Origin of the sequence: Algibacter luteus (genome assembly GCF_030344935.1) — a bacterium.
Taxonomy (GTDB): domain Bacteria; phylum Bacteroidota; class Bacteroidia; order Flavobacteriales; family Flavobacteriaceae; genus Arenitalea; species Arenitalea lutea.
The window spans coordinates 2,550,768-2,575,542 of sequence record NZ_CP128313.1; the positions used below are offsets into that span (position 1 = coordinate 2,550,768).

Sequence of the window (24,775 nt, forward strand, 5' to 3'; positions counted from 1 at the left end):
GTATTTTTGTCCCATTACTAAATAATGGAATTGAAGTATAAAATTTTAAAGATTTCATTTTTTGAAACAACAAACCATTAATGGCTAAAAGCAAACCCAAAACTAAACGAGCACCTAAAAAACCGTTGAAAGCGCCTAGTTTTAAATTATCTAGCCAGCAGAAGTTGGTGTGGGGCAGTTTCCTTGTTATACTCGGATTATTACTTTTTATAGCCTTTGTTTCTTTTATTTTTACGGGTGAAGCAGACCAAAGTACCCTATCAAATTTTACTTCCAGAGAAATAGAAACTCAAAATTGGTTAAGTAAATCGGGGGCATGGTTAAGCGACTTTTTTATTCAGCGTGGGTTTGGTATTGCATCTTTTATTTTTTCAGGATTAATCTTTCTTTCGGGCGTATATGTTTTAATGAACATTAACAAAACAAAACTAAGAAAACATTGGTTTTGGGGCGTTCTTATCGTTGTTTGGTTGTCTATCCTTTTAGGCTTCTTCGGTAATAAAAATGATATCCTTGGTGGTACTTTCGGTTTTGAAATTAATAGTTTCCTGCAAGATTATATTGGTAAAATAGGAACCATACTTTTACTCATATTCGGTCTTATTACCTATTTAGCCATTCGTTTTAAAGTGACTTTTGAAAGTATTGCTAAAGTATTTACATCTGCTAAAAAAGATATAAAAGACGATCTTTCAGAATTAAAGGAAGATATCATTGTTCCGTTAGATAACAATTTATCTGAAGAAGCTGAAGCGATCAAATCTGCTTTTGAAATTCCTTTAGAAGAAAAAACTACTGAACCGAAAACAAAGGTTAAACCGGTTGCTGAATCTGCTCCACTAGAAGTTAAAACGCCAATGATTGAGGAAGAACCCGAAATAGAAATTAAAGTTGAAGACGTTAAAGAGGAAGTCTCAGAATCTGATAATCTTGCTAACAAACTGGTTGAAGATTTCGGACAATTCGACCCTACGTTAGAGCTTGCCAAATATCAATTTCCTACCCTCGATTTATTAAAGAAGTACGATACTGAAGGCATCACCATCAATCAAGAAGAACTCGAGGAAAACAAAAATAAAATTGTTGATACCTTAAAAAATTACAATATCGGAATTGCCAGCATTAAGGCGACTATAGGGCCAACAGTAACGCTTTATGAAATTGTGCCAGATGCTGGAATTAGAATATCAAAAATTAAAAACCTCGAAGACGATATTGCATTATCTCTTTCAGCATTAGGCATTCGTATTATTGCGCCTATACCCGGAAAAGGAACTATTGGTATTGAAGTACCAAATAAAAAATCGACTATTGTTTCCATGCGCTCTGTTATTTCATCTAAGAAATTTCAAAGTTCAGAAATGCAATTGCCTATAGCTTTGGGTAAAACCATTAGTAACGAAACCTTTGTGGTAGACTTAGCTAAAATGCCTCACTTACTTATGGCTGGGGCTACAGGACAAGGAAAATCAGTGGGATTGAATGCAGTATTAACTTCGTTACTATACAAAAAACACCCTGCTGAAGTAAAATTTGTATTGGTCGATCCTAAAAAAGTAGAGTTAACGCTTTTTAATAAAATTGAGCGTCATTATCTAGCAAAACTACCAGACAGTGAAGACGCTATTATTACCGATAACACCAAGGTTATCCATACATTGAATTCGTTGTGTATTGAAATGGATAATCGTTATGAACTTCTAAAAAACGCATTTTGCAGAAATATTGCCGAATATAACGAGAAGTTTAAAGCACGTAAATTAAACCCTAATGATGGGCATCAATTTCTACCATATATAGTTTTGGTAGTTGATGAGTTTGCCGATTTAATCATGACTGCGGGTAAAGAAGTAGAAACGCCTATTGCACGATTAGCACAATTAGCTCGTGCCATTGGAATTCATTTAATCATTGCAACGCAACGTCCATCGGTGAACGTTATTACTGGTATTATTAAAGCCAATTTCCCTGCGCGTATTGCGTTTAGGGTGACTTCAAAAATCGATTCACGAACCATTTTAGATGGCTCAGGAGCCGACCAACTAATTGGTCGCGGAGATATGCTTTACACCCAAGGTAACGATTTAATTCGTGTACAATGTGCTTTTGTTGATACGCCTGAAGTTGAAAAAATTACTGACTTTATTGGGGCTCAAAAAGCCTACCCTGATGCTTATTTGCTTCCTGAGTATGTAGGCGAAGAAAGTGGCACAAGTCTTGATATAGATAAGTCAGACAGAGATAAACTATTTAAAGATGCGGCAATTGTTATTGTAACTGCGCAACAAGGTTCGGCTTCGCTATTACAGCGAAAACTAAAATTAGGTTATAATAGAGCTGGTAGATTAATTGACCAGTTAGAAGCCGCAGGTATAGTTGGACCTTTTGAAGGCAGTAAAGCAAGACAAGTTTTAGTCCCAGATTTGTTAGCTTTAGATAAATTATTAGAAGACGAAATATAATTAAATGAGTTTTCCACAATTGACACTGATTACAGTTGAAGAGTGGAAATGAAAAAAATAAATTTTCAATGAAAAAATTAGTAACCATAGTATTAATCGCTTTATCCCTTAATGTTTTTGCTCAAAACAATGCCAAAGCTTTACTCAACGAAGTGTCTGAAAAAGTTAAGAGCTACGATAACATCTCTTTAGATTTCAAATACACCCTGGAAAACCTCTCAGAAAACATCAAACAAGAAACCAAAGGCGATGTGGTTATGCAAGGTGAAAAATACAGATTAAACATCTTAGGAGTTACCCGTTTGTTCGACGGCAAGACTTTGTATTCTATTAGCGTTGAAGATGAAGAAGTTACTATTTCTTCAGATGTTGATGATGAAAACGATGCCATCACGCCTAGTAAAATGTTATCATTTTATGAAGATGGATACACCTATAATCTAGATATTACTCAGAACATAAACGGTAGAAAAATTCAATATGTAAAACTAACACCTATTGATTCTAATTCTGAAATAAAAAATATTCTCTTAGGGGTTGATGCTCAAACAAAACATATCTACAACTTAATTCAAGTTGGTAAAAACGGTACAAAAACAACACTTGTTGTTAATTCTTTTAAAACAAATGCCCCTTTATCAAAAACCTTATTTACCTTTGATGCCAATAAATATCAAGATTATTACATCAATAAACTAGATTAGGTTCATTCATTGAAAATATTAGATCGTTACATAATAACCACATATCTTAAAACTTTTCTTAGCGTGTTTGTCATACTCATGCTAATTTTTGTTTTACAAACCATTTGGCTTTATATCAAAGAGTTAGCTGGTAAAGATTTGGATATTCTAGTTATTGGGAAGTTTTTGTTTTATTTCATGCCGAAACTTATCCCACTAGTTTTGCCGTTAACCATCCTTTTAGCATCCATAATGGTGTTTGGAAGTTTTGCCGAAAACTACGAGTTTGCGGCCATGAAATCTACCGGAATTTCATTACAACGCGCCATGTCTGGGTTGAGCGTTTTTATAGTTATTCTAGGTATAGTCACTTTCTTCTTCTCAAATAATGTTATTCCGTGGGCGGAGTTAAATTCATATAACTTAAGGCGGAATATAGCCAAACTAAAACCCGCCATGTTACTTGCCGAAGGACAATTTAATCCTGTGGGTACTTACAATATTAAATTTGCCGATAAATACGGCGATAGAGACCAGTATTTAAAAGATGTAACTATACATATAAAAGGAAACGATGGTAGAACCAACGCCACGGTAATAAAATCGAAAACTGGTGAATTGGCAAGTGAAGAAAACTCGAATGTTTTAAAACTGATTTTAAACGATGGGCATTATTACAGCGATGTGACCCCACAAGACCGTAATGCTAGAAATAGAAAACCATTTGCTAAAAGTACGTTTGAAACGAAAATCATCAATATTGATTTATCAGAAATTAATAATGTAGATTTTGATGAACAATCGCAAACCGATAAATACAACATGCTAGATGTTAAAGGGTTGAATAAAACCATTGACTCACTTGTTGTGAAATTTAAAAATGAAAACGAATCGTTTTCGACAAATTTACATTTTAGATCTGGGCTTAACAGAACTAAAATCCCAAATCAAAAAGTAGCAGATTCAAGTTATACAGGATCGCTTTTAGACCTTTTTGACACTAAAAAGCAGATTGCCATGGTTGATGTTGCAATTAAGTCTACAATAAGCTCAAAACAACTTATTGTATCTAATGAAGCCGCCATGAAAAATTCTAAAGCATGGTTAAACAGACATATTATTTCATTACATGAAAAGTTTGCTTTAGGTTTTGCCTGTGTTATCTTATTTTTTGTTGGCGCACCTTTAGGTGCCTTAATTCGTAAAGGCGGTATTGGCTTACCAATGGTAATCGCTATATTATTGTTTTTAACCTATCACTTCATTGGTATTTTTGCAACGAATAGTGCTAAAACCGGAGAATTTAACCCCATTTTAGCACCGTGGTTTTCAACGCTAATTATGTTTCCTCTTGGAGTTTTCTTAACTAAAAGGGCTACAGCAGATAGAGGTTTATTTGAATTCGGAAATGTTATAGAACCATTGAAGAATGCGTTTAAAATAAAAGACAAAAACAGTGTAGATTATAAATTTTTATCGGATTATAATAACGATGAACTCTTAAACGTCATTAACAATTACGACGATTTAGGCCATCATGAAGAGGTTCGATTTAAAGCTATAGAGTTATTAAACTCAAGAGGTATCACTACCAAAGACATTAGTACAAGTGGTGTGATTATCGACGACAAATATTTTACTTTAGAGTACATAAAAAAAGATTACAACGAGCACTCAAAATTCGCGTTTGTGCTTTATATTATTGGTGTATCACTATTAATATTGTTTTTTGTTTTTAAAAATAATAAGCTACCATCTTTATCATGGCCATCCATACAATTAAGTGTTGTGGCGCTAGTATTATATGTCGTCTATTTTATAAAATCGATAATAAATGCGTTTCAATTTTATAAGCATATCGATAAAAAAGAGAAGCAACCCAATGTATTTATTTTAGTATTAGGACTACCTTTTTACTTTATCACTTACTTATTTTTAAATGAAAAAATGAAAGGCGACTTAAAGCAAAATTGTTTAGAATCTTTAAAATAAGGCCTATCTTTGCACTATGATGGTGAAAACTATGACACAAAACGTAAAACAAGAGTTTAAACTAAATACGATACACGAAGCTATTGACGACATTAGAAACGGCAAAGTTATTATTGTTGTCGACGATGAAAATCGTGAAAATGAAGGCGATTTTTTAGCTGCTGCCGATAAGGTAACGCCGCAGATGATTAACTTCATGGCAACTCATGGTAGAGGTTTAATATGTGTACCATTAACTGAAAACCGATGTAAAGAGCTTGAGCTTAATATGATGGTTCGCAACAATACCGATCCTATGGAAACTGCTTTTACAGTATCTGTAGATTTAAGAGGCAACGGCGTTACCACAGGAATTTCTGCAAGCGATAGAGCTAAAACGGTAAAAGCTTTAATAGATCATGACACCAAGCCCTTTGAATTGGCAAGACCTGGACATATTTTTCCGTTGGTTGCAAAAGAAGGTGGTGTGCTACGACGCACAGGTCATACCGAAGCTGCCATAGATTTTGCAAGATTAGCGGGTTTAAATCCTGCGGGCGTGATTGTAGAAATCATGAATGAAGATGGTTCGATGGCGCGACTACCACAACTTGTTGAAGTTGCAAAAAAACTAGATTTAAAAATTGTTTCTATTGAAGATTTGGTGGCATACAGAATGCAACATGACTCTTTAATTGATAAAAAAGAAGATTTTCAAATTGAAACACGCTTCGGAAGTTTTAGATTAAGAGCCTACGAACAAACTACGAATAACCAAGTACATATAGCTTTAACAAAAGGAACTTGGAAAGATGATGAAAAAGTACTTACTAGAATAAACTCCACGCTTATTAATAACGATATTTTAGGAACGCTTACTAATAATGCTGATAAACAATTAGACAATATGTTTAAGGTTATTAACGATGCTGGTAAAGGTGCTATTATCTTTATTAACCAAGAAGCACAGTCTATGAATATTTTAAATCGATTGGCTTTTCTAAAAGACCATCAAGTACCAAACAGCATTGCAAAAGCTCCAAAAATTAATATGGATACTAGAGATTTTGGTATTGGTGCACAAATATTACACGACTTAAACATCCATAAACTGCGATTAATTTCTAATACCGAACAGACTAAACGTGTTGGTTTGATTGGTTATGGATTAGAGATTGTTGAATACGTGAAATATTAAAAAAAGGGCACTTTCAATTAAAATTTTAATTGAAACTACCCTTTCTTACGAGGACTAACTCAAACTTACTTAATTACTATTTTTTTTGTTGTGCTACTGCGGCCAATTGATGCTTTTAACAAATACAAGCCAGACTTTATATGGCTTACATTAATATTCTTGTAATCAGGTGATTCCATGATTTTAAGACCTAAAACAGAATACAGTTCTACTTTATCTATAGGTGTTTTAGATGTAATATTGATAATCTCTGAAACCGGATTAGGGTACACTTTAAAGTTTTCACTATCAAAAACTGTGGAGCTTAATGGTCCTGCGACAGAATTATCCGTTTCTTCTTTATAATAAGGTTCCCAAACGCTTCCAGACCAACTCCAATAAATTAACTCTTCTAGATTGTCGTTAGCATCATATGCACTCGTTTCTAAATCTTCATTCACCCATTGCGCTCCATCCCACGACTGCCAAGTAAATTTTGTTTGCAACATCCCATTATATTCTAGTAAATATTGTTCGTAAGGCTGGGTTTCCCAACTACCATTGGTGTACTTATAAATTTCAAGTTTCGTTAATAAACCACTGGTGTATGTTGCAATTGCTCTTTCAATTGGATCCCACATCATAGTAGTAGTGTTCCAAAGGCTTTCAATTTCCTCCACGGGCTGCCCTGAAGTATTATGTGAATACTCAAACTTGTCTTCATCAACCCAAACGCCATTCTCAGATTTTTGAAATGTTATTCTAATTAGGTTGCCATTTAGATACTCGTTTTTGGTTCTAAATGCATCAGTAAACATTTGCGTTACAAAATTATAAGATTGATCGGTTTCGTATTCTAATTCCCCAGATAGATTATAAGTATAGACGGTTTGAGCAGTAGTTTCCCATTGCAACGTCACGCTATTCCAGAACTGTGTTACCTCTAGAATAATATCATTATTGGCGTTATAGGTTTTTAAATCTTGATATAAGACTTCTCCACCGGGAAAACTCGATGTTATAATACTGGTTTCTTTATTACCACCATTGGCGTAAATATATTGCTCTGTGCTATGTTGGTTCCAATCTGGATTACCATCCCAAGAGTAAATGCGCCTTTCATCTACTTTATAAACGGTTTGCGCATCACTTGAATAACCAAATGATAGAAAAAATAATACAGCAAGAAGTGTCAAGTTTTTCATGATTAATAGCTTTAAAGGTTTGTATTACAGAACCATCGAATAAATTAAAAATGTGAGCATGTTTAATTTAAATCCTTAGGTACACTGATGAACTAAACTGTTGCTATTAATGGTTAGAGAGCCATTATAAATTGCTTATTAATACAAATGATATCCACAACTGGGTGCGGTATTTAGTACTATAGAAGAATTAGCGGGAATTATAAAAGTATGAAATAAAACACTATAAATCAAGTTTCTATAGTGTTTTATTTTATTGAAAGTTTACAATTTATAAAGTGCCGATTTTATGACTTTGGCCATTTTAGAAGCGCGCGCTTTTACCTGTTCTTCGGTCCATGATAATTTGATTAAACATGAAATATTTCTCGAGATATAGGCATCAGACTTTGAGAAATCTTTAGTTTTTAAATACGCTAAACCGTCTTTTACTTCCTTTGATATTGGAAACAACGATTTTAAATCTTTTAAATGATTCCATTCTTTAATGTAATGCCAGTTGTTGTTGTAGTAATTCCAGCAAACATCAATACCATTGTCGCTAAAGCCTTTTAATACTTTGTTTACGATTTCTAAATTGGGTAGAAAGAAGTTGAAAAAAGCACCACTCTCCTCGCCTCCTTCTGGAACGGTTCTGAAAGTTACTTCGGGAATATCGGCTAGGGCCTCTTTTAAGATGTTTAAGTTTCGGCGTTGAATTTCTAAGAATTTTGGCAAACGTTTTACTTGAGCTAACCCAACGGCAGCATGAAGTTCTGAGATTCTAAAATTATAACCAATAAACGGATGCGTTTCTGCACCACGATCGTTACCGATATGGTCGTGACCATGATCGCTATAGTGGTCGGCGTTTAGATAGTAATCTTTATTATTGGTAATCACTGCACCACCTTCGCCACAGGTTATGGTTTTTACAAAATCGAAAGAGAAGCATCCCAAATCGCCAATGCTTCCTAAGGGTTTACCTTTGTAAGTGCCGCCAATGGCTTGACACGCATCTTCTACTAAAAGGAGCTTGTGTTTGTTACAAACGGCTTGTAAGGCATCCATATGGGCCATACTTCCACACATTTGCACCACCATAACGGCTTTTGTTTTTGGCGTGATGGCTTTTTCAACTGCTTCTGGGTTTAAACCAAGGGTATCATCGATATCTACCAACACGGGGATAGCTCCGAGCATCATAATGGCCTCGAAACTGGCTACGAATGTAAATGTTGGCATAATGACCTCATCACCCGCTCCAACGCCTGCAGAGGCTAAGGCTACCGATACAGCTGCGGTTCCGCTAGAAACGAGTTGCACGTGTTTAGATTGAAAGGTGTGCTGTAATGCGGCTTCTAATTCTATGGCTTTCCAATGGCCGTTGCGCATACCATCGAAACCGTAACGCATCAGCACGCCATTGTCTAGCACATCGTTAACTTCTTTTCTTTCTAATTCTCCAAATAATTCGAATCCTGGCATAATTTTGATTTTATATGTGTTGCTATATGGGACGTTTTTTGCGTTAGGGATTGCAGTAAAAATCCTTTTTGTGAGGCACCAGCAAAAAGATTGCCACGTAAAGCCCGACCCTTGTGGTAACTTGCCTGCCGGCAGGCAGGCGACCAAATGTTTTATAATATAATGACTGCTTCGTCTATTGGTTTTCTTACTTTTTTGAAGGTTGAAAACATATCGTCGTCGGCGCGATAACCTACGGGCAGAAGCAATACTGATTTTAATCCTTTTTCGTTTAGTTTTAATAGTTTATCGTATTCTGAGGCTATAAATCCTTCCATGGGGCAGGAATCGATGCCTTCGATGGCGCAAACCGTCATTAAATTACCCAATGCGATGTAGGCTTGGTTTGTGGACCATTGCTGGCGTTCTGTTACCGACATGTCTTGCATCATGCTTACCAAATCTTCGCGGTAGGGTTTTAGAATGGTTTCTGGGGTATTGCGTATGTGTTTGATGTTGTTGTAATAGTCGATAACATCGGTTGATTGGATATTATCTTGAATACAAATAACGAGTAAGTGCGACGCATTTAAAACTTGTTTTTGATTGTATGCGGGCGCTACTAGGGGTTCTCTTAATTTTTTATCTTCTACAACCACCAATTTTAAGGTTTGTAAACCATAGGATGTTGCGGTAAGATTAAAGGCCTCTATTAATATATTGATTTTGGCTTTAGATAACTTTTTGGTTGGGTTAAACTTTTTTGTTGCATACCGCCACTTAAGTTGCTCGATTGTATTCATTAGGAATTTTATTTATGCAAAAATAAGGTATGCAATTTTCTTTTTAGTGTATTGATAAATAAAATATGCACATGGAATAATACATAAAATTTATTGATAAAAAAGTTAACTTTTTATTTGAATAGAAGGAAAAAGGACGTTATATTTGCACCCGCATTCAGGCAAATAGCTTGATGAGGCACTCAAGGAGAAATGGCAGAGTGGTCGAATGCGGCAGTCTTGAAAACTGTTGAGGGTCACACCTCCGGGGGTTCGAATCCCTCTTTCTCCGCTGAAAGACCTACAAAAGGCAATAAAAACCCTGTAAATAATTGATTTACAGGGTTTTTTATTTTATATGATTTCATTTGATATCAAATAATATCATCCTAAAAGGGGCTAATTCGGTGTCACTTAAAAACTATCTATAACTGACACCGAATGGATGTTAAATAATTGATATTCAATTATTTAAAATAACGCTGATTTGATTATTTTTTACTACATTGAAGTAAATTTTAAATTCATTCGGTGTCAGTTCAACTCTCAATATTATTTTATATCAAAAAAAGTAAGGCTAATCTTCAGGGATATACCAATATTTATCTCCGCATAACCCTAGACGGTAAGCGGGCTGAATGCAGTATTAATCGAAAAGTGGATAATGATTTATGGAATAGTAGATTACAAAAAGTATTAGGCAATTCACCAGAGAATCAGGAAATAAATAGAGAAATTGAGTTTATTAGAAATAAAATCTACACCATAGAACAAAAGTTTCAACGAGACGGAACAACGTATACCGCTTCTCAATTACGCGATGTATATCTAGGTAAAGACAAAACGAAGAAAATGCTTCTAGAAATCTTTCAAGAACATAATGACAAAGTTAATAGTCTTATTGGGAAAGATTTTGCCGCAGGAACTGCTGAACGTTACCGTACTTGTAAAAAACACGTAGCAGACTTTATTAAGAAGAAATACAAGAAAAATGATATTCCTGTTCAAGATGTAGACCATAAATTTATCACAGAGATGGAATACTACCTTAAAACCACTCGGAAGTGTGCACACAACTCCGCCATTAAGTATATCACTAATTTTAAAAAGATTATCCGTATTGCTCATGCTAACGATTGGATTGAAAAAGATCCTTTCTTGCATTGGAAAGCCAAACTCAAAATTGTAGAGCGTGAATTTTTAACGGAAGAAGAAATTCAAAAGATTATCGAGCTAGAACTCAAGATGGAACGACTCGACCAAGTACGCGATATTTTTATCTTTTGCTGTTTTACTGGTCTAGCTTATGCTGATGTCAAAAAACTGAATAGAGGGGATATCGTTTTAGGTGCGGATGGCGAAGAATGGGTCAAAACAAAACGCTCTAAAACCGATACTAGAAGTAATATCCCGATTTTACCCATTGCAAAAGTCATCATCGAAAAGTATAAAGATAACGAGCTGCTGAAAGAAAAGAATTTAGTCCTACCTGTACTAAGCAATCAGAAAATGAACGCGTACATTAAAGAGATTGCAACTTTAGCGGGTATTACCAAAAACCTCACTTTTCATTTAGCTCGACATACCTTTGCAACGACGGTAACACTTACCAATGGCGTTCCGATAGAATCAGTAAGTAAGATGCTTGGTCATACCAATCTTAAAACGACTCAGCATTATGCTAAAATATTGGATATGAAAGTAAGCAAGGATATGGAAATTTTGAGGAATAAGTTTAAGTAGCGACTAATTCTTGTTTTTATCACTAATTTGCCTCATACGATTCACATAGCCAGAAATTGGACTGGTAGTTTTCGGTTCTTTCAATTTAAAATCGTTTCTCACAAAAACCTTCGCAATCATGTGCCAATTATTTGTTTTCCATTTTTTCGACTTAATGTAGGCATAAAATTTTAGTGCTTCTATCTCTGGCCAATTATTTTTCTTAAAGAATAAAGTGACTTCACTTTCATTAAAAATAATCTTAGGCTGTTTATTTAAGTTTTCTTTTGTTTTATGTTTATTAAAAGATACCAAATTTTGGCTAGGTTCTGGGGCGGTGTTGGCCAAATTTTGAGCCTCATGTGTACCAGAAGTTGTCCCACTTTTGGGATAAGCTCTGGTCATCTTAATTTTAGAGCCCCTTGATGGATTGTATGATGGATAATAGGTTAGATACCCCCAGGTATCTAAATCTCGTAAATGATTATGATAAGTTGTTTTTGATTTAATCTTCGCCCTTTCCATTATTAGCTCACGATTAATGGTTAAGGTCTCTTTGAAAAACTTTCGATTCCACAGCTGAAATAATGCTAAGTACAAGGTAATATGTCCTTGCTTAATGCACTCATCATTATTGAATATTTCCAGGATAGTATTAAGGTGAATAATATAGTTTACCCTTTCCATTACTCATTATCATTACTATTCAAATATTTCTTTTCTTGAAACCAAACTCTATTCTTTCCCCTTTTAATTTTTTTTGCTAAAATCAATTTCTTTTTGGGTGGTTCTGCTGCTTGAAAAAGAGTTTGCATCATCGCCACGGTCGGTTTGGTTTGTGACTTCTCAATATCCTTCATAATAGCGATCATTCCGTTCATCCGTTTTTTGATTAGTGCAGAAATTCTATTTTCCAAAGTTTCCATTCGAGGTCCTAAATGCTCGGCTGGGGAAATTCCATTTTCATTAAAAAATTCCATCATTAAAAGCAATGTCATCGATTGCGATTTCGAGAGCATTTTGCTAAATTTTCTAAACTCAATCGCAACAGAACTTTTGATCTTTAGCGTTTCAAATTCTTCTTTTTCAAATCCTTTATCCATAGTTTTTAGTAAAATAATTGCCTTTTTACGGTGGTTACTAAATGTTTTTAGTAAAAAAGTAGCGTTTATAACAAAATATCAAAAAGTCTAAAAGATATGCCAAACCCTATAAACACTATGTTTATTTCGAAAATCGTATAATCGTAACATCGCGAAGCGTGTTACCCTCTTGCTTCTCCGATTTTGTCCCGCAGGGACCAAAATTCTACAAACAACCTGACTGAAAAAGTCAGTTGCTTTTATTAGGCTTCCTGCGTCTTTTAAAGGTATTGCTTTGGTTGTTAATTGTGAAACGTAGTTTGTTATCAATTGCACTGGTTTGATGACAATGTGTATGGATTCTTCTAAAAGGCTTAATCTGGACGTCAGATTTAAGGCTTATGAAAAGAAAAGACCTCTGAAATTTGAAATCAAAGGTCTAGGTTATACATAGGCGTTTATAAACTAACTAAATGTTAAATACATATTAGTAGTTATATAGATTTTTAATCGCTTCTTCTTCCAAAATAGTATCATAATTTAAATGATGTGATTTGGCATAAGCTTTAAGGCTCTCCCCAAATTTGCTTTCTACATCTTCTTTGGAAATGGATAACAAATGTTGTTGGGTTTTTGCATCGAGGTTGTTATAATTTAAATATACCATGATTCTTGCTGTTTTAAATTATAAATTTCCGTTATCTGCAAAGCTGTAGTATTCACCATTGGGTGCCAGTATCAAATGGTCTAACACCTGTATATCAAAGAACTGTGCTGCTTTTTTGATTTTCTCCGTTAGTTGTATATCGGCTTGGCTTGGTTTTAATTTATGTGAGGGGTGATTATGGGATAATATCAAACCAACACTCAACGATTTTAAAACTACTGCAAATAGTATGCGTAAATCGACCAATGTTCCTGTTATACTTCCTGTGGATAGTTCATAAATGCCTTTTACCTTATTGCTATTATTTAATAATAATACTTTAAAGGATTCTTGGGCTTCTATGGTGTCTTTGTTCCAATACTTAAAGAGTAGTTCGGCACTATCTTTTGAACACTTTATGGTTGGCGATTTTGATGTACTCACCTTTTCCTTGTAACTGATTTTTATTTCGTTAACTTTGTCTTTCATTGTTTTCTTGTTTAGAGTGAATGATGAAAAAGAGGGCTGTAATTATTTCGAGATATGTACATGCCCTCTTATTATTTTTGATTAATTATTGCTACCTAGTAACAAGATTTCAGAAACGATGACCTCGGTTACATAGCGTTTGTTGCCTTCCTTATCATCATAGGCTCTAGTACTTAATTTGCCTTCTATGGCTATCTCTTTTCCTTTGGTTACGTACTTTTCGATAATGTCTGCAGTTTTGCCCCAAGCGATAATGGTATGCCAATTGGTATCGGTCTGTTTTTCGCCCTGTCCGTTTTTGTAATGTTCATTGGTTGCCAATGACAATCGGGCTACTTTTTTGCCATTTTCAAGGTTTGTAATGGTAGGCTCAATACCTACGTTTCCGATTAGCTGTACTTTGTTTTTTAATGTACTCATGATTAAATGTTTTATATCTGCCCTAAGACAAATGATTAATAAATTGCCCTTTCTCTTTAAGATTCCCTTTTTCAAGGGAATTCAGTTAAATTTTAAGGGGTGTTTGTATGATTTCTTTCGTGCTCAGCACAATAGATAAAGTGGGTTTTGTCAAGACTTTTAGGGAAAAATCAGGAGTGTCTGCGACGTAGTTTTTACCGAAGGACTAAAAACAAGGATGTAGATACCTTATTTTTTTATAAAACTTGCTTGGTCTTGACAAGTTCCATAATGGGATTAGCAATTCTTTTAAATGCATATATGGAGCGAGCGTACGGGAAGTTAAGCGCGTGCAATAGATGTATTTAAATTAGAAGTGTTTATGCCATGCTTGTTTTTCGCTGTACCGAAAAACATCGAAAGGCTTTATCTATTATAAACCCCTTAAAATGTGCAAGTCAACGGTTCGGTTTTTAAGAATTTTTGAGCAAGCACCCAAGAAGGGCTTGCCACAAATTCTGTTAAGAAAATCGAGGTTTTGACTTTCCGATTAAAAATTCTGTATTTTGATATTTGCTTGTTTTAGGCGGACTTAATCCCCACTTTTTTCTTGGGAATGGAGTGTTCCTTTCCAACTCAGCGGAAAGGTGTAACGTAATGGAAAGTCAAAAGCGGGGATTGTGTCCAAGACTTTATTTAATGAAGCTCTTTTACCGAAATGGAGGTACGGAATGCAGGGGAATGTGCTGAATGGGATAGTATAAATTTTTATCTCTCTGGATTTAATGCTAATTATTGAAATAACTTCTCTTGAACATCTAGAATACCATCGGATTCTGAAATTTTATTCTTTTTCATAATATCCTTTAGTGCCTTTCTTCTCTTTTCATAAATCCATACCCGTAGGTTGTTTAAAAGCCTTTTTTCATAATCAGAAAGTTCATTTGGTGCTATTTCTACCATAGCCTCTAACTGTCCTTTATTTTTAAACTGCATGGCGTATTGAAGCCCCAACCATGTGTAGATGTTGACCCATTCGGTCTGCATTGGGGCTTCATAAGTTCTGGGCATCATGTAAGCTAAGGTTTCTATAAGCGATGCCATTTTTTCATTTGCCATTGAGCACATTATCCGTGATAATTTTATCCTGCCTAGGATGTCCTTTGGTATGCTATCTTGCCATGCGGATTTAAAAACGATAATCGGGCTTGAAAGACAATCCATAAAATCGAAAACGAAATCGTCTTTCTCTTTTTTGGTCGGCTTTGCTGCTTTTTCCTTTACCGATACTGGTTCAGTTTCAAAACCAAAATCGAGCTGGACTACATTTATATTTTCCATAATTATGAGGTTTTGGATAAAACATTATTTAATAGTATGTGATAGTATAGGGGATGCTTTTCCCTGTAGTAAGCTAAATGGGTTTCCCCGCTTTCTACATCGTAACTTTCACTGCTCAATCGATAGTGTTCCTCTATTTCTTTTAATGGAATGTTCGGTACTGATGTCATTGGTTTCATGATGCTAAAATTTTAGATTAAACAATATTTGTGCACCGGTAAGTGGTAGGAAGGTTTTCGCTAAAATTTTCAAATGAAAAATTGGATGGGTTCCCCTGAGCGTGCGAAGAGGGTTCATGTCATTTTTTATGCGGATAAATTTTATGGTAAATCGACCGTGCTTAACTTTGTACCATATATTGATTATAATTAGCCTTGTTTTTGTCCTGGTCATTGAAATCGGTCCGTTTCCAAGACCAAAATCCGGTTGAAGTATTTCTTTGTGATTTTCCATGTATATTGATTTTAATTGTAAGGGGGTACATAAAAAAAGAAAACCTACTCTTTCGAGTAGGCTTTTCATTTGAATCGACATATCTTAAAGCTCGAACTGTACAATCTGTTGTTCGATTTCCAATTTGCGCTGTTCCAGGGGTGGATTGTAAGTGTGATGTTACCAACTTGATAAGGTTGGTATTGGTAGTCTTGAATTCCAGGTTCTGAGAATCCTTGATGTGGAATGAGGCCGAACCGCTCTGGTTGTAGTTGAACTTGGTCAGTTCACTCAGTGTTTGTGCGAGGCGTTCCCTTTGGGTGGCCAACCCCCTGAGTTTTTCAAACTTCTGGATGCGGTCGTCCAAGTTGATGGTCGGCTTTTTGGTCTCTGGTTGCTTTTCAGGAACTACGGTTTTGCCGATAGCTTCTTCGGTCAACTTCTTTTGTACATCCTTTTTAACGGTCGCGTTTTGTGCTTTTGCTCTTCCGTTTGCTTTTGTTTTTGTTTCTATGATAATGAAATTTTTAATTAAACAATATTTGAGCAGGGCACAAACGGAAGTCAAAATTTTGGAGCGGAAAGGAAACGTAAAATAGAGACGTAGGAACGGTTTATATTGCCCCTTTTCCGAGAAATATTTTATAATGTTCTTTTTCGGGAATACCTATATAGATTATTATTTATCGTGACTTTATATTTAAACGACTATAAATAGGTTGTTAATTTCGACTTTATTTTTAAGTATATTCTTAAGCTGATTTGGTATGGCCTGTTTAATTTTCTTTAACCAAACATTATCAGTTCCGCTTTTAAAACCTCATTGACTCTAATGTCTTTAAATAACGTGATTAGGCATACAATCAGGTAATATTAAACAAATCCTTAATCAATTGAATATGGATTAAATTTCTCATATATTAACCAATAATTCCTCAACTTCTTCTAAACTTTTTCCTTTTGTTTCAATTACAAACCTGATTACAAATAATAAAGATAAAATAGCCATAACCGCATAAATTGCAAAAGTTATTGTTGGTCCTAAATTGGTCAATTCCCAAGGGAAAAATTGGGTTACTGAATAACTTACTAACGAATTAAAAAAACCAACGACAGATATTGCAACACCCTTAATATTTGCAGGAAAAATCTCTGAAATTAAAGCCCACATCACAGGCCCTAATGATATTGCAAATGCAGCTACATACAATAAAATGGCTATAAGTACCAAGGTTGCGTTAATAGAGATGAATTTTTTAACTTCATTTCTTTTAAATTCATGAAACTGCTCTTTATTTAATAATGGTTCAAGCTTGTTAAAAAACTCTTTTTGAGAATTGTATGTCTCTCCCTTAAGGGACACTATGGCGGTTTTAACCTCTGAATTTCCAACTTTTTGAATGTTTTCAGCCTTTAGAGAATACGAAGCACTACTAAATGCAAATGTTGCCATAGACAATGCTATTGCCATTACCGAAGTTCCTATTATTAACAGTGGTTTTCTACCTAATCTATCAATTAACCGAATGGCTATTAGCGTAAAAACCAGATTCGTTATTCCAACAACAATAGCCTGTAAAAACGACGAATCGGTATTCCCTCCTGCCTGTTCAAATATAGTTGGAGCATAATAAAAAATAGCATTTATACCTGTGATTTGCTGAAAAAAGGCTATCCCAAATGCAATTAACATTATGGAACGCATTTTATAACTAAACAATTGCGATATGGTTCCTTTTTCTTCTTTCTTTGCTATTCCTCGCTGGATTTCTTCAATGGTTGCCAGAGCAAACTCTTTACCTCCTATTTTAATTAATATCTTTTCAGCTATTTCTACAAGGTTCAGCCTTTGTATTAACCATCTTGGGCTCCTTGGAACCGTGAATAATGCTATTAAGTAAATAAAGGCTGGAATAGCCTCTACACCAAGCATCCACCTCCAACTTTCACCTTCTAAGTCTTTTAAAAAATAATTAGAAAAATATGCTACTGATATTCCCAAAACAATATTAAGTTGGTTTAAGGACACTAAACTTCCTCTTAATTTTGGCGGTGCCACTTCTGCAATATAAATTGGGGCAATTAATATGGCGCCTCCTATACCAATTCCTCCAATAATTCGAGCTACAACAAACTCTGTATAGCCTGTCGCCAATGCAGACCATGTTGCCGACACGGTAAAAAGTACTGCTGTAACAATGAGCACTTTTTTTCTTCCAAACTTATCGCTTAAGGGACCTGCAACTATATTACCTGCCATGGCTCCAAAGATGACACAACCTACAGAAAAGCCCAGTTCCCAGTCTGACATGTTGAAGTACACTGTAATCCCTCCAATAGCCCCAGAAATAACAGCACTATCAAATCCTAAAAGAAAGCCTCCTAAAGCCACTATAAAACTGATAAAAATAGTATATGTTTTATTCAAAATTTGTTGGTTTTATGTTTTAAATCTTAATAAATAACCGTTTGCATAGCATGAGCAGGTATAGAAAGCTCCACCTGGCTGTCTTCAATAATCAACTTGAATGTAACTGGGCTATCTGTCTTGTTCATAACCACCGTCACCATTTCACCTTCTTTATTTTTGAACGTGCTACTCTCAAGGGTACTACGGCTTGAAGTGGTGCTCACTCGCAATGCTCCCTTATTTATAAACTTTGAAAAATGACCTATATAGTAATAGGACGGTGTATAGATCAATTCTCCTGTTTGCGTATCGGCATGCACTGGTGCAAAGCATAGATTTCCAACATGGTTAGGCCCTCCTGTTTCATCTAATAGTATGTTCCAATCTGTCCACCCCACAACACCGCTGTTAAAGTCATTAATTATAGAATTACCATAACGTTCTGCATTTGACCATCTATGGTATTCGTTTGCATCAAAAGCTTCCTGACAGCCTTCTGTGAACAATAAGTTTTTTGTTGGGTACGATTCTTTTATGTTTTTAAGGTTATCATACATAGGGTTGCCTCCTGCCCAGGTTTCGTACCAGTGAAAGCCTATTCCCCAAGCGTATTTAGCTGCCTCAGGGTCATCAAAGATAGTATTGGCCCTGTGTGATATTAAATCCCTGTTATGATCCCAAACTACTACTTTTTTATCGCTCATACCTGCTTTCTCCAAGGTTGGCCCTAAGAAATTCTTTAAAAAATCACGTTCTTCTTCGGCTGTATATATACAAGATTCCCATCGTTGTACGGCCATAGGCTCGTTTTGAATGGTCAATCCCCATACCGGTAATCCTTCGGCCTCATAAGCCTCGATGAACTTTACGTAATAATTAGCCCAAGCCTGATTGTATTCTGGTAACAACTTACCACCTTGTAGCATGTTGTTATTGGTTTTCATAAAGGCCGGTGGACTCCACGGGCTTGCATAAAAAACCATGTCGTCTCCTATGATGTCTGCCGCTCTTTTTATCATAGGGATTCTAAACTCCCTGTCATGCTCTATAGTGAACGTTTTTAATTCGGCATCACCTTCTTCTATATATGTATGACTTGCTGAACTAAAATCACAGCTATGGATACTGGTTCTTAGAATATTATAATTTATACCTTCTGCCCCAAAATAAGACTGTAATAATTGATTTTGCTTCTCTGCACTTAAAGTGGCAAAAACCTCTGCCGATGCATCTGTGATAGCGCCCCCAATGCCTAAAAATTCCTGAAAGGTTTTATCCGGGTTTACAAATATGGAAATCTCGCCTTCATGTGGCTGATTGTAAGTCGTAAATACCGTTTCATTAGTTAATGCATGCTTTAGGCCTGTATCTTTAGCCGTTGTATACACTTTTAGACCTTTATCTAAAAAGGGCACTTTTGCTTTTGTTGTTTCTTCTTCTGTATTTGCTGTTGCTAACAATTCTTTTTTTGAATCATTGCATGCGCTTAGTAGTAGCAGTAATGCTATTACTGAAAAAAATTTATAAACCACGATAAATTATATTTTTTATACTATTTTATGTGTTCATGTTTTACCCAATCTACTTCCATAACCCATTCACCAGTCATTTCCGAATCTGTGATTTTTGCATAGTTCAATATTGCAAACATAGGCTCCGGATATTTATCGCCTTCTCCAACATTACGATATATTTCTTTACCATCAACTCTATAAACAAGGTCGCTACCTTCCCATTCTACAGAATATTCGTGATATTCGTTCAAGGTAGCATCAAACCCTTTACGTAAACTCCACCAGTCTCCTTTATCACATTCCTCTAGACTTTTTATAGCTCCCGTAGTAAAATGGTCTTTTTGATGGTCTCCATGGTGTTCAAAAATGTCTATTTCACCAGAACCAGTTAAAGGCCAGCATATATTTTCATTGGTTTCTTGTACAGGAGGCTCATTATTTTGTGCCCCAAGTAGCCACCAAGCAGGGAACATACTCGCTTCCCCGTTGCTTGATAATTTTAATCTGGCAGTCCATTTACCTTTGATAAATTCCTTTTTATTTTTTGAAGCTATTCTACCAGCAACATATTCCGTGTCTGGATGTTGTTTACCATGTTTGTCTAGATTATCACAGCTAAGCTTCTTACCTACATTAACCACTTTTAGCTTTAGCGTACCATTACTTACTTCTCGTGTTCCATATTCACCATCAGGCACGTAGCATTGTGCTTCATTATTTACCCAAATGCGTTGGTCTTGCCAGTTATTAGTGTTAAACGTATTAAACTCATCTAAAAAATCTATTTCCCATATACCCGAAACTGTTTTTTTTAAATCACTATTTGTTTCTGACTCTTTAGATTTGCATGATATCAGGCTTAGTGTTAATAACATATAGATTAACAAATAATCTTTTTTTCTCATAATTGAGGTTTTATAATTAATAATGAATATTATTTTATTGAATTACCCTACTCTTAATTACCTTGCATCTAGACAACTATCGGTATTGCTCCAAGGTATTTTATTAAGTTAGTTTACCCTAAATTGAAATGTTTGTGAATGCGACTCATTTCCAAGTTCATCGGTGGTAATAACTTTCCAATAATACACTTGCGCTGAGCTAACACTTACGTTTAGACTATTTACACTCGGATTTCCAACTTCTGTAAATGGTTCGCTAGACGTATCTAATAAAACGGTGTAGGATGCAATGTCATTATCTATGTCTGTAGCCTCCCATTGCAATAAAACATTGCTCTCATTAACAGTTACTCCCATTTGCGGACTAATTACTTCTGCTGGAAATGGTGGATGACTTTGTTCTGGTAACCCCGCATTATAAAACTTCCAAGTTTCACTATCGGCTGTAGCATTGCCTGTACTAGCTATAGATTTCACAACCCATGAATAAGGTGTCCCTCTTAGAACGCGAATTAAAAACTCATTGGCAACAGTTTTAATTTCCCTTGAGGTTCCATCATTTAAATTAGTAATTGTTAGTATATAGGAACTCGTGTTTTCTGCTTCTTCCCATTCAAACAACACATCGGTTTCTGTATCTGAAACTACTATGCCTTCATTACATTCCGTATTGTTATACGGAAAAATAAGCGTTGCTGCAGTCGGCAAGTCTTCAATATCAACCATAGCTGTTTGTTCTTCTTCACTACTACATGACATAATAATAAGTATGGCTACCAAACATAATGGTATTATTTTTTTTAGCGTATTCATTACTTTATAATTTTATAATTAAATATTTCTTCTTTTGATATCACTTTTAAAATGTAAATGCCATTTGGTATACTTGTAACATCAACTTTCAACTGATTAGTCGTAGCATGGTATGTTTTTGAAAACAGTAATTTACCTGTTAGATCGTAAATTTCAATAGGAGTTTCTTTATCATAAAACTCAACAGAATTAATATTTATAGTATTGTTTTTTATCGGATTGGAATATACAAGTGGTTGGCTATTAAATACTATTGTTTCGTTATAAACCCCTTGACAATCTTTATTGGTTGTAACGCTTAAACTATTTACACCTTTAGCTAATTCCAGTTGAATTTCGCTTTTGCTTGTTATTGTCACTTCATTGTTTAGTGTTACATAGTATAATTCACCGCCAGCTAATGACACCGTTACATTTTTTCCCTTGTTGCCTTTTCCTGTTGTTGAGACAGACAGTTCTTCTGGCTCAATTACTACAACTGTAAAACATTGCTCATATACTGAGTTACCGTTAATAGTTATACAAAGTGTGTACGTACCTGCTGATAAATTTTCGAAGTCTACTTCTGAAGTAAATGTCTTTGTTTCTGAGAAACCTACGCCAGTAATTGTTACTGAATAATTATAATTTTCTAGGACCGATAAACTAATGCTACCATTATTTTGAGACCTACAAGTTTCACTAAACGATGTTATCGAATAATTATTTGCCGGCAAGGTAAATATTTCACAACCAGTGACATCAACAATAGTATTTTCAGGTGTATTAGGGCATAAATCATCAGCATCTAAAACACCATCTCCATCAGAATCTGGAGCCCCAAACTCCATCCAATTAAAATTAAAGCCCCCTGCTAAAATTCGCATTCTTAATTTGTGAATGCCCTCTTCTATAAATAAATTACCCGTAACGGTTTCCCAAGTTTGCCAACCTCCTGTAATAACAGTGTTTACTACAACTAATTCTGTTTCTACATCATTTTCATCTACCGAATATAACCCTATCCGTCCTTCACTAAATCCAGCAACTCTAAATTTAATACCATAATGACCTGTTTGAGGCACAAAAATGGAATAGTCCGCATAGTCTCCTGGATCCGTAAATCCAAGGTTTTTACCACCACCTTCATCGGTTGTATCCTCAAGTCCCATACCTTCCATATAGTCATAGTCTTCTACCTCAATTAACCCTGGTATTACTACGCGGTCTGGCGACTCATTATTAATGGGTAAATCTGTAAAAACATTTAAGGTTTTACCTGACTGAGATTGAATTGATGTACCCGAATAACTTACTGTAATAACATCACTTTTAATCAAATACTTATCTAAAGTGAGGACAAAAGTTCTATCCTTTAAAGGGGCTTCATCAATTGATGTTATAACTCTTTCCTCTCCATTCACAAGTACGGTAAACTGGTTTAATGTACCATCAAGTGAAGATTCCAATAAAGCTTCGCTGATAACTATTTCTATAGATTTCTCATTTTCTCCTGTATTTCCATTTAATGTATTTAATGTTACATCAACTACTTCGCCTGTTTTTTCAAAAGACATACTTGTTATATTAAAAGGGATGTCATTACTGAAATGTAATTTTAAGCTATGTATTCCCGCCGTTAGTAGTACATCAGGAACCTCAAAAATAGTATATTGAGTCCAGCCACCTGTTGAGCTAACAGTTAGATTATTAGTTATTGCTTGGTCATCGAGAGAAAGGTAAAATTCTCCGCCACTTTCTTGTGAGGCTACTTTAAAAGTAGCTTTGTATGCTCCGGTTTCATTAATTTGTACGGTATACTTTGTCCATTCTCCCTTATTTACAAACCCTATATTAAATCCGTTACTATCTGTGGTTTCGTTATTTTTCTCAATATCTACGCCGTCATTTCTGTAAGACCAACCACTATTCCAAGCCTGGAATTCACCCGTGGATAAATTATAATCAGCAACATTGGTATCATAATAAGCAAAATTGTTTTTACCTAAATCGAAATCTGGAGCATATATTATTCCTGGTATAGCTACTGGTGTACCATGATATGGCAAGGTTTCATCGGTTTGTACTTGTCGTATGCAGGCATCTGGAACATCTTTTCTATATCGACTATTTTCAACCAATAAATTTTCACAAAGCTGCATCATGCCATCGAAGGCTTCCTGTTCTGTAGGTCTTGGCCCTTCACCTTTCCAATAATCTAATATTTTTTGATATCCTGGATTTATATCTACCGCGTAAGGACTATCGATATCACCAATTTTACGAATAGTCCACCATGCCCATCCAATATTATTATCTTCAAATAGCGATATGGCATCAGTAAACCATGTATTGGAGTTTTCTCCTGATTCGCCCATCCATAATGGTGCATTAGTTTGCTCTCTTAAAGGTAGGATCCAATCAAGATCTCCAGGTTTGTTAGTATTCCAATATTTATGAAAACTATAAACTATATTATCATCCCAAGCCGGTGTAAGCCCCCTGTGATCGTTGGCATAGGAGTTTCCTTCTATATAAAGAATGTGCTTAGTATCTACCTTGCGAATCTCCTCTGTGATGTCTTCATAAACTTCTCTTAATAATGCATTGTTTTCACCTAAATCCCAGTGTGCTTCATTAATTAAATCATAACCACCAATCCATTCATTATCTTTATATCTGTCTGCTATTCTGCCCCATAAAGCTACCAACTTGTCTCTGTTTTCTTGACTTTCCCAAAGCGAAGGCTTATCGGGATCGTAATCATTGATTTCTGATCCACGACCTTGACCACCTGGTGCAGCATGCATATCTAGAATAACATACATGTTGTACGGAGCGGCCCACGCCAAAACATTGTCAATAAGCTCAAACCCTGTTTCCATCCACGTATTCTCACCTGCTACAGGCTCATCTTCAATGGGCAGAGTGAACAAGTTGTAATGCATTGGAATACGAATACTATTGTAACCCCAAGCCGATAAAGAATCAACATCGCGTTGCGTAAAATGGTTTTCTCTCCATTTGCTGAAAAAAGTCTCTGTATTTACTTCTCCCATTAAATCGATTAATTTTTCTTTAATCTCATGTTGGGCACCTGCAAACCCAGAGGTATTCATCATATAACCTTCCATAACCTGCCATCCTCCAGGTCCTAAGCCCCGCAACAGCACATCATCTCCACTTGAATTAACTATTCTTTTACCCTCAGCTTTTAACCATTGTCCCCAACTTAATGTGGTTGCCAATAGCAAGACCAATAAAATCACATATTTCCTCATATTATATTATACTACTTCTTATTAAATATTTTTTTA

20 protein-coding genes and 1 tRNA gene are annotated in these 24,775 nt (G+C 35.3%); 6 read left to right on the top strand and 15 right to left on the bottom strand.

Features of this window, described 5'->3' with window-relative positions; all coding sequences use genetic code 11:
- The first annotated feature begins 80 nt into the window (after window positions 1–80).
- The 4 genes from O5O44_RS10675 to ribB all read left to right on the top strand — a co-directional run bounded on the left by O5O44_RS10675 (window position 81) and on the right by ribB (window position 6,314).
- Window positions 81–2,462 carry a DNA translocase FtsK gene (locus O5O44_RS10675; RefSeq protein ID WP_289194341.1) on the top strand — a complete coding sequence of 794 codons (2,382 nt, stop codon included), beginning with the start codon at window positions 81–83 and terminating at the stop codon, window positions 2,460–2,462.
- A gap of 68 nt (window positions 2,463–2,530) precedes the next feature.
- Window positions 2,531–3,166: an outer membrane lipoprotein periplasmic chaperone LolA1 gene (gene lolA1 / locus O5O44_RS10680; RefSeq protein ID WP_289194342.1), complete on the top strand. Its 636-nt coding sequence runs from the start codon at window positions 2,531–2,533 to the stop codon at window positions 3,164–3,166.
- 78 nt (window positions 3,167–3,244) lie between these two features.
- The gene (locus tag O5O44_RS10685; RefSeq protein ID WP_289194343.1) at window positions 3,245–5,137 is read left to right on the top strand and encodes an LptF/LptG family permease; all 1,893 of its coding nucleotides are present in this window, start codon (window positions 3,245–3,247) and stop codon (window positions 5,135–5,137) included.
- 31 nt (window positions 5,138–5,168) lie between these two features.
- Window positions 5,169–6,314 (top strand): 3,4-dihydroxy-2-butanone-4-phosphate synthase, encoded by a 1,146-nt coding sequence (ribB, locus tag O5O44_RS10690; RefSeq protein ID WP_289194344.1) that lies wholly within the window; start codon window positions 5,169–5,171, stop codon window positions 6,312–6,314.
- Between the two features lie 65 nt (window positions 6,315–6,379).
- Here the strand turns inward: ribB and O5O44_RS10695 are convergent, their stop codons facing one another.
- The 3 genes from O5O44_RS10695 to O5O44_RS10705 form a co-directional block, all read right to left on the bottom strand.
- Window positions 6,380–7,498, bottom strand: a complete 1,119-nt coding sequence (locus O5O44_RS10695) for a T9SS type A sorting domain-containing protein (protein ID WP_289194345.1) — start codon at window positions 7,496–7,498, stop codon at window positions 6,380–6,382.
- 264 nt (window positions 7,499–7,762) lie between these two features.
- Window positions 7,763–8,965, bottom strand: coding sequence for a DegT/DnrJ/EryC1/StrS family aminotransferase (locus O5O44_RS10700; RefSeq protein WP_289194346.1), 1,203 nt, complete (start codon window positions 8,963–8,965; stop codon window positions 7,763–7,765).
- Window positions 8,966–9,117: 152 nt separating this feature from the next.
- The gene (locus O5O44_RS10705; protein WP_289194347.1) at window positions 9,118–9,747 is read right to left on the bottom strand and encodes an NAD(P)H-dependent oxidoreductase; all 630 of its coding nucleotides are present in this window, start codon (window positions 9,745–9,747) and stop codon (window positions 9,118–9,120) included.
- A gap of 186 nt (window positions 9,748–9,933) precedes the next feature.
- On the opposite strand from O5O44_RS10705, the gene O5O44_RS10710 reads away from it, so the two are divergent.
- Window positions 9,934–10,018: transfer RNA gene (locus O5O44_RS10710), tRNA-Ser, on the top strand.
- Window positions 10,019–10,257: 239 nt separating this feature from the next.
- Window positions 10,258–11,469 carry a site-specific integrase gene (locus O5O44_RS10715; RefSeq protein ID WP_289194348.1) on the top strand — a complete coding sequence of 404 codons (1,212 nt, stop codon included), beginning with the start codon at window positions 10,258–10,260 and terminating at the stop codon, window positions 11,467–11,469.
- Window positions 11,470–11,472: 3 nt separating this feature from the next.
- Here O5O44_RS10715 and O5O44_RS10720 read toward each other — a convergent pair whose 3' ends face one another.
- The 12 genes from O5O44_RS10720 to O5O44_RS10775 all read right to left on the bottom strand — a co-directional run bounded on the left by O5O44_RS10720 (window position 11,473) and on the right by O5O44_RS10775 (window position 24,739).
- Window positions 11,473–11,973: a hypothetical protein gene (locus tag O5O44_RS10720; RefSeq protein ID WP_289194349.1), complete on the bottom strand. Its 501-nt coding sequence runs from the start codon at window positions 11,971–11,973 to the stop codon at window positions 11,473–11,475.
- A gap of 161 nt (window positions 11,974–12,134) precedes the next feature.
- Window positions 12,135–12,551 (bottom strand): BfmA/BtgA family mobilization protein, encoded by a 417-nt coding sequence (locus O5O44_RS10725; RefSeq protein ID WP_289194350.1) that lies wholly within the window; start codon window positions 12,549–12,551, stop codon window positions 12,135–12,137.
- A 466-nt stretch (window positions 12,552–13,017) separates the two neighbouring features.
- On the bottom strand, window positions 13,018–13,197 hold the full coding sequence (locus O5O44_RS10730; protein WP_289194351.1) for a hypothetical protein: 180 nt from the start codon (window positions 13,195–13,197) through the stop codon (window positions 13,018–13,020).
- Window positions 13,198–13,215: 18 nt separating this feature from the next.
- Window positions 13,216–13,665, bottom strand: coding sequence for a JAB domain-containing protein (locus tag O5O44_RS10735; protein WP_289194352.1), 450 nt, complete (start codon window positions 13,663–13,665; stop codon window positions 13,216–13,218).
- A gap of 81 nt (window positions 13,666–13,746) precedes the next feature.
- Window positions 13,747–14,085 carry a single-stranded DNA-binding protein gene (locus O5O44_RS10740; protein ID WP_289194353.1) on the bottom strand — a complete coding sequence of 113 codons (339 nt, stop codon included), beginning with the start codon at window positions 14,083–14,085 and terminating at the stop codon, window positions 13,747–13,749.
- A 771-nt stretch (window positions 14,086–14,856) separates the two neighbouring features.
- Window positions 14,857–15,405 carry a hypothetical protein gene (locus tag O5O44_RS10745; protein ID WP_289194354.1) on the bottom strand — a complete coding sequence of 183 codons (549 nt, stop codon included), beginning with the start codon at window positions 15,403–15,405 and terminating at the stop codon, window positions 14,857–14,859.
- 340 nt (window positions 15,406–15,745) lie between these two features.
- The gene (locus O5O44_RS10750) at window positions 15,746–16,405 is read right to left on the bottom strand and encodes a hypothetical protein (RefSeq protein WP_289194355.1); all 660 of its coding nucleotides are present in this window, start codon (window positions 16,403–16,405) and stop codon (window positions 15,746–15,748) included.
- A 345-nt stretch (window positions 16,406–16,750) separates the two neighbouring features.
- Window positions 16,751–18,265 (bottom strand): sugar porter family MFS transporter, encoded by a 1,515-nt coding sequence (locus O5O44_RS10755; RefSeq protein ID WP_289194356.1) that lies wholly within the window; start codon window positions 18,263–18,265, stop codon window positions 16,751–16,753.
- A 26-nt stretch (window positions 18,266–18,291) separates the two neighbouring features.
- Entirely contained in the window at window positions 18,292–19,707 is a 1,416-nt protein-coding gene (locus O5O44_RS10760) for a glycoside hydrolase family 30 protein (RefSeq protein WP_289194357.1), read from the bottom strand.
- A 92-nt stretch (window positions 19,708–19,799) separates the two neighbouring features.
- The gene (locus O5O44_RS10765; protein WP_289194358.1) at window positions 19,800–20,666 is read right to left on the bottom strand and encodes a glycoside hydrolase family 16 protein; all 867 of its coding nucleotides are present in this window, start codon (window positions 20,664–20,666) and stop codon (window positions 19,800–19,802) included.
- 108 nt (window positions 20,667–20,774) lie between these two features.
- On the bottom strand, window positions 20,775–21,479 hold the full coding sequence (locus O5O44_RS10770) for a fibronectin type III domain-containing protein (RefSeq protein ID WP_289194359.1): 705 nt from the start codon (window positions 21,477–21,479) through the stop codon (window positions 20,775–20,777).
- On the bottom strand, window positions 21,479–24,739 hold the full coding sequence (locus O5O44_RS10775) for a carbohydrate-binding protein (RefSeq protein WP_289194360.1): 3,261 nt from the start codon (window positions 24,737–24,739) through the stop codon (window positions 21,479–21,481). The genes O5O44_RS10770 and O5O44_RS10775 overlap by 1 nt, the downstream gene beginning before the upstream one ends.
- Window positions 24,740–24,775: the final 36 nt, after the last annotated feature.

What these genes read in the sequence shown, in the direction of transcription:
- O5O44_RS10675 (WP_289194341.1), top strand. Translation starts at nt 81, where the DNA reads ATGGCTAAAAGCAAACCCAAAACTAAACGAGCACCTAAAAAACCGTTG.
- lolA1 (WP_289194342.1), top strand. Translation starts at nt 2,531, where the DNA reads ATGAAAAAATTAGTAACCATAGTATTAATCGCTTTATCCCTTAATGTT.
- O5O44_RS10685 (WP_289194343.1), top strand. Translation starts at nt 3,245, where the DNA reads ATGCTAATTTTTGTTTTACAAACCATTTGGCTTTATATCAAAGAGTTA.
- ribB (WP_289194344.1), top strand. Translation starts at nt 5,169, where the DNA reads ATGACACAAAACGTAAAACAAGAGTTTAAACTAAATACGATACACGAA.
- O5O44_RS10695 (WP_289194345.1), bottom strand. Translation starts at nt 7,498, where the DNA reads ATGAAAAACTTGACACTTCTTGCTGTATTATTTTTTCTATCATTTGGT.
- O5O44_RS10700 (WP_289194346.1), bottom strand. Translation starts at nt 8,965, where the DNA reads ATGCCAGGATTCGAATTATTTGGAGAATTAGAAAGAAAAGAAGTTAAC.
- O5O44_RS10705 (WP_289194347.1), bottom strand. Translation starts at nt 9,747, where the DNA reads ATGAATACAATCGAGCAACTTAAGTGGCGGTATGCAACAAAAAAGTTT.
- O5O44_RS10720 (WP_289194349.1), bottom strand. Translation starts at nt 11,973, where the DNA reads ATGGAAAGGGCGAAGATTAAATCAAAAACAACTTATCATAATCATTTA.
- O5O44_RS10725 (WP_289194350.1), bottom strand. Translation starts at nt 12,551, where the DNA reads ATGGATAAAGGATTTGAAAAAGAAGAATTTGAAACGCTAAAGATCAAA.
- O5O44_RS10730 (WP_289194351.1), bottom strand. Translation starts at nt 13,197, where the DNA reads ATGGTATATTTAAATTATAACAACCTCGATGCAAAAACCCAACAACAT.
- O5O44_RS10735 (WP_289194352.1), bottom strand. Translation starts at nt 13,665, where the DNA reads ATGAAAGACAAAGTTAACGAAATAAAAATCAGTTACAAGGAAAAGGTG.
- O5O44_RS10740 (WP_289194353.1), bottom strand. Translation starts at nt 14,085, where the DNA reads ATGAGTACATTAAAAAACAAAGTACAGCTAATCGGAAACGTAGGTATT.
- O5O44_RS10745 (WP_289194354.1), bottom strand. Translation starts at nt 15,405, where the DNA reads ATGGAAAATATAAATGTAGTCCAGCTCGATTTTGGTTTTGAAACTGAA.
- O5O44_RS10765 (WP_289194358.1), bottom strand. Translation starts at nt 20,666, where the DNA reads ATGAGAAAAAAAGATTATTTGTTAATCTATATGTTATTAACACTAAGC.
- O5O44_RS10770 (WP_289194359.1), bottom strand. Translation starts at nt 21,479, where the DNA reads ATGAATACGCTAAAAAAAATAATACCATTATGTTTGGTAGCCATACTT.
- O5O44_RS10775 (WP_289194360.1), bottom strand. Translation starts at nt 24,739, where the DNA reads ATGAGGAAATATGTGATTTTATTGGTCTTGCTATTGGCAACCACATTA.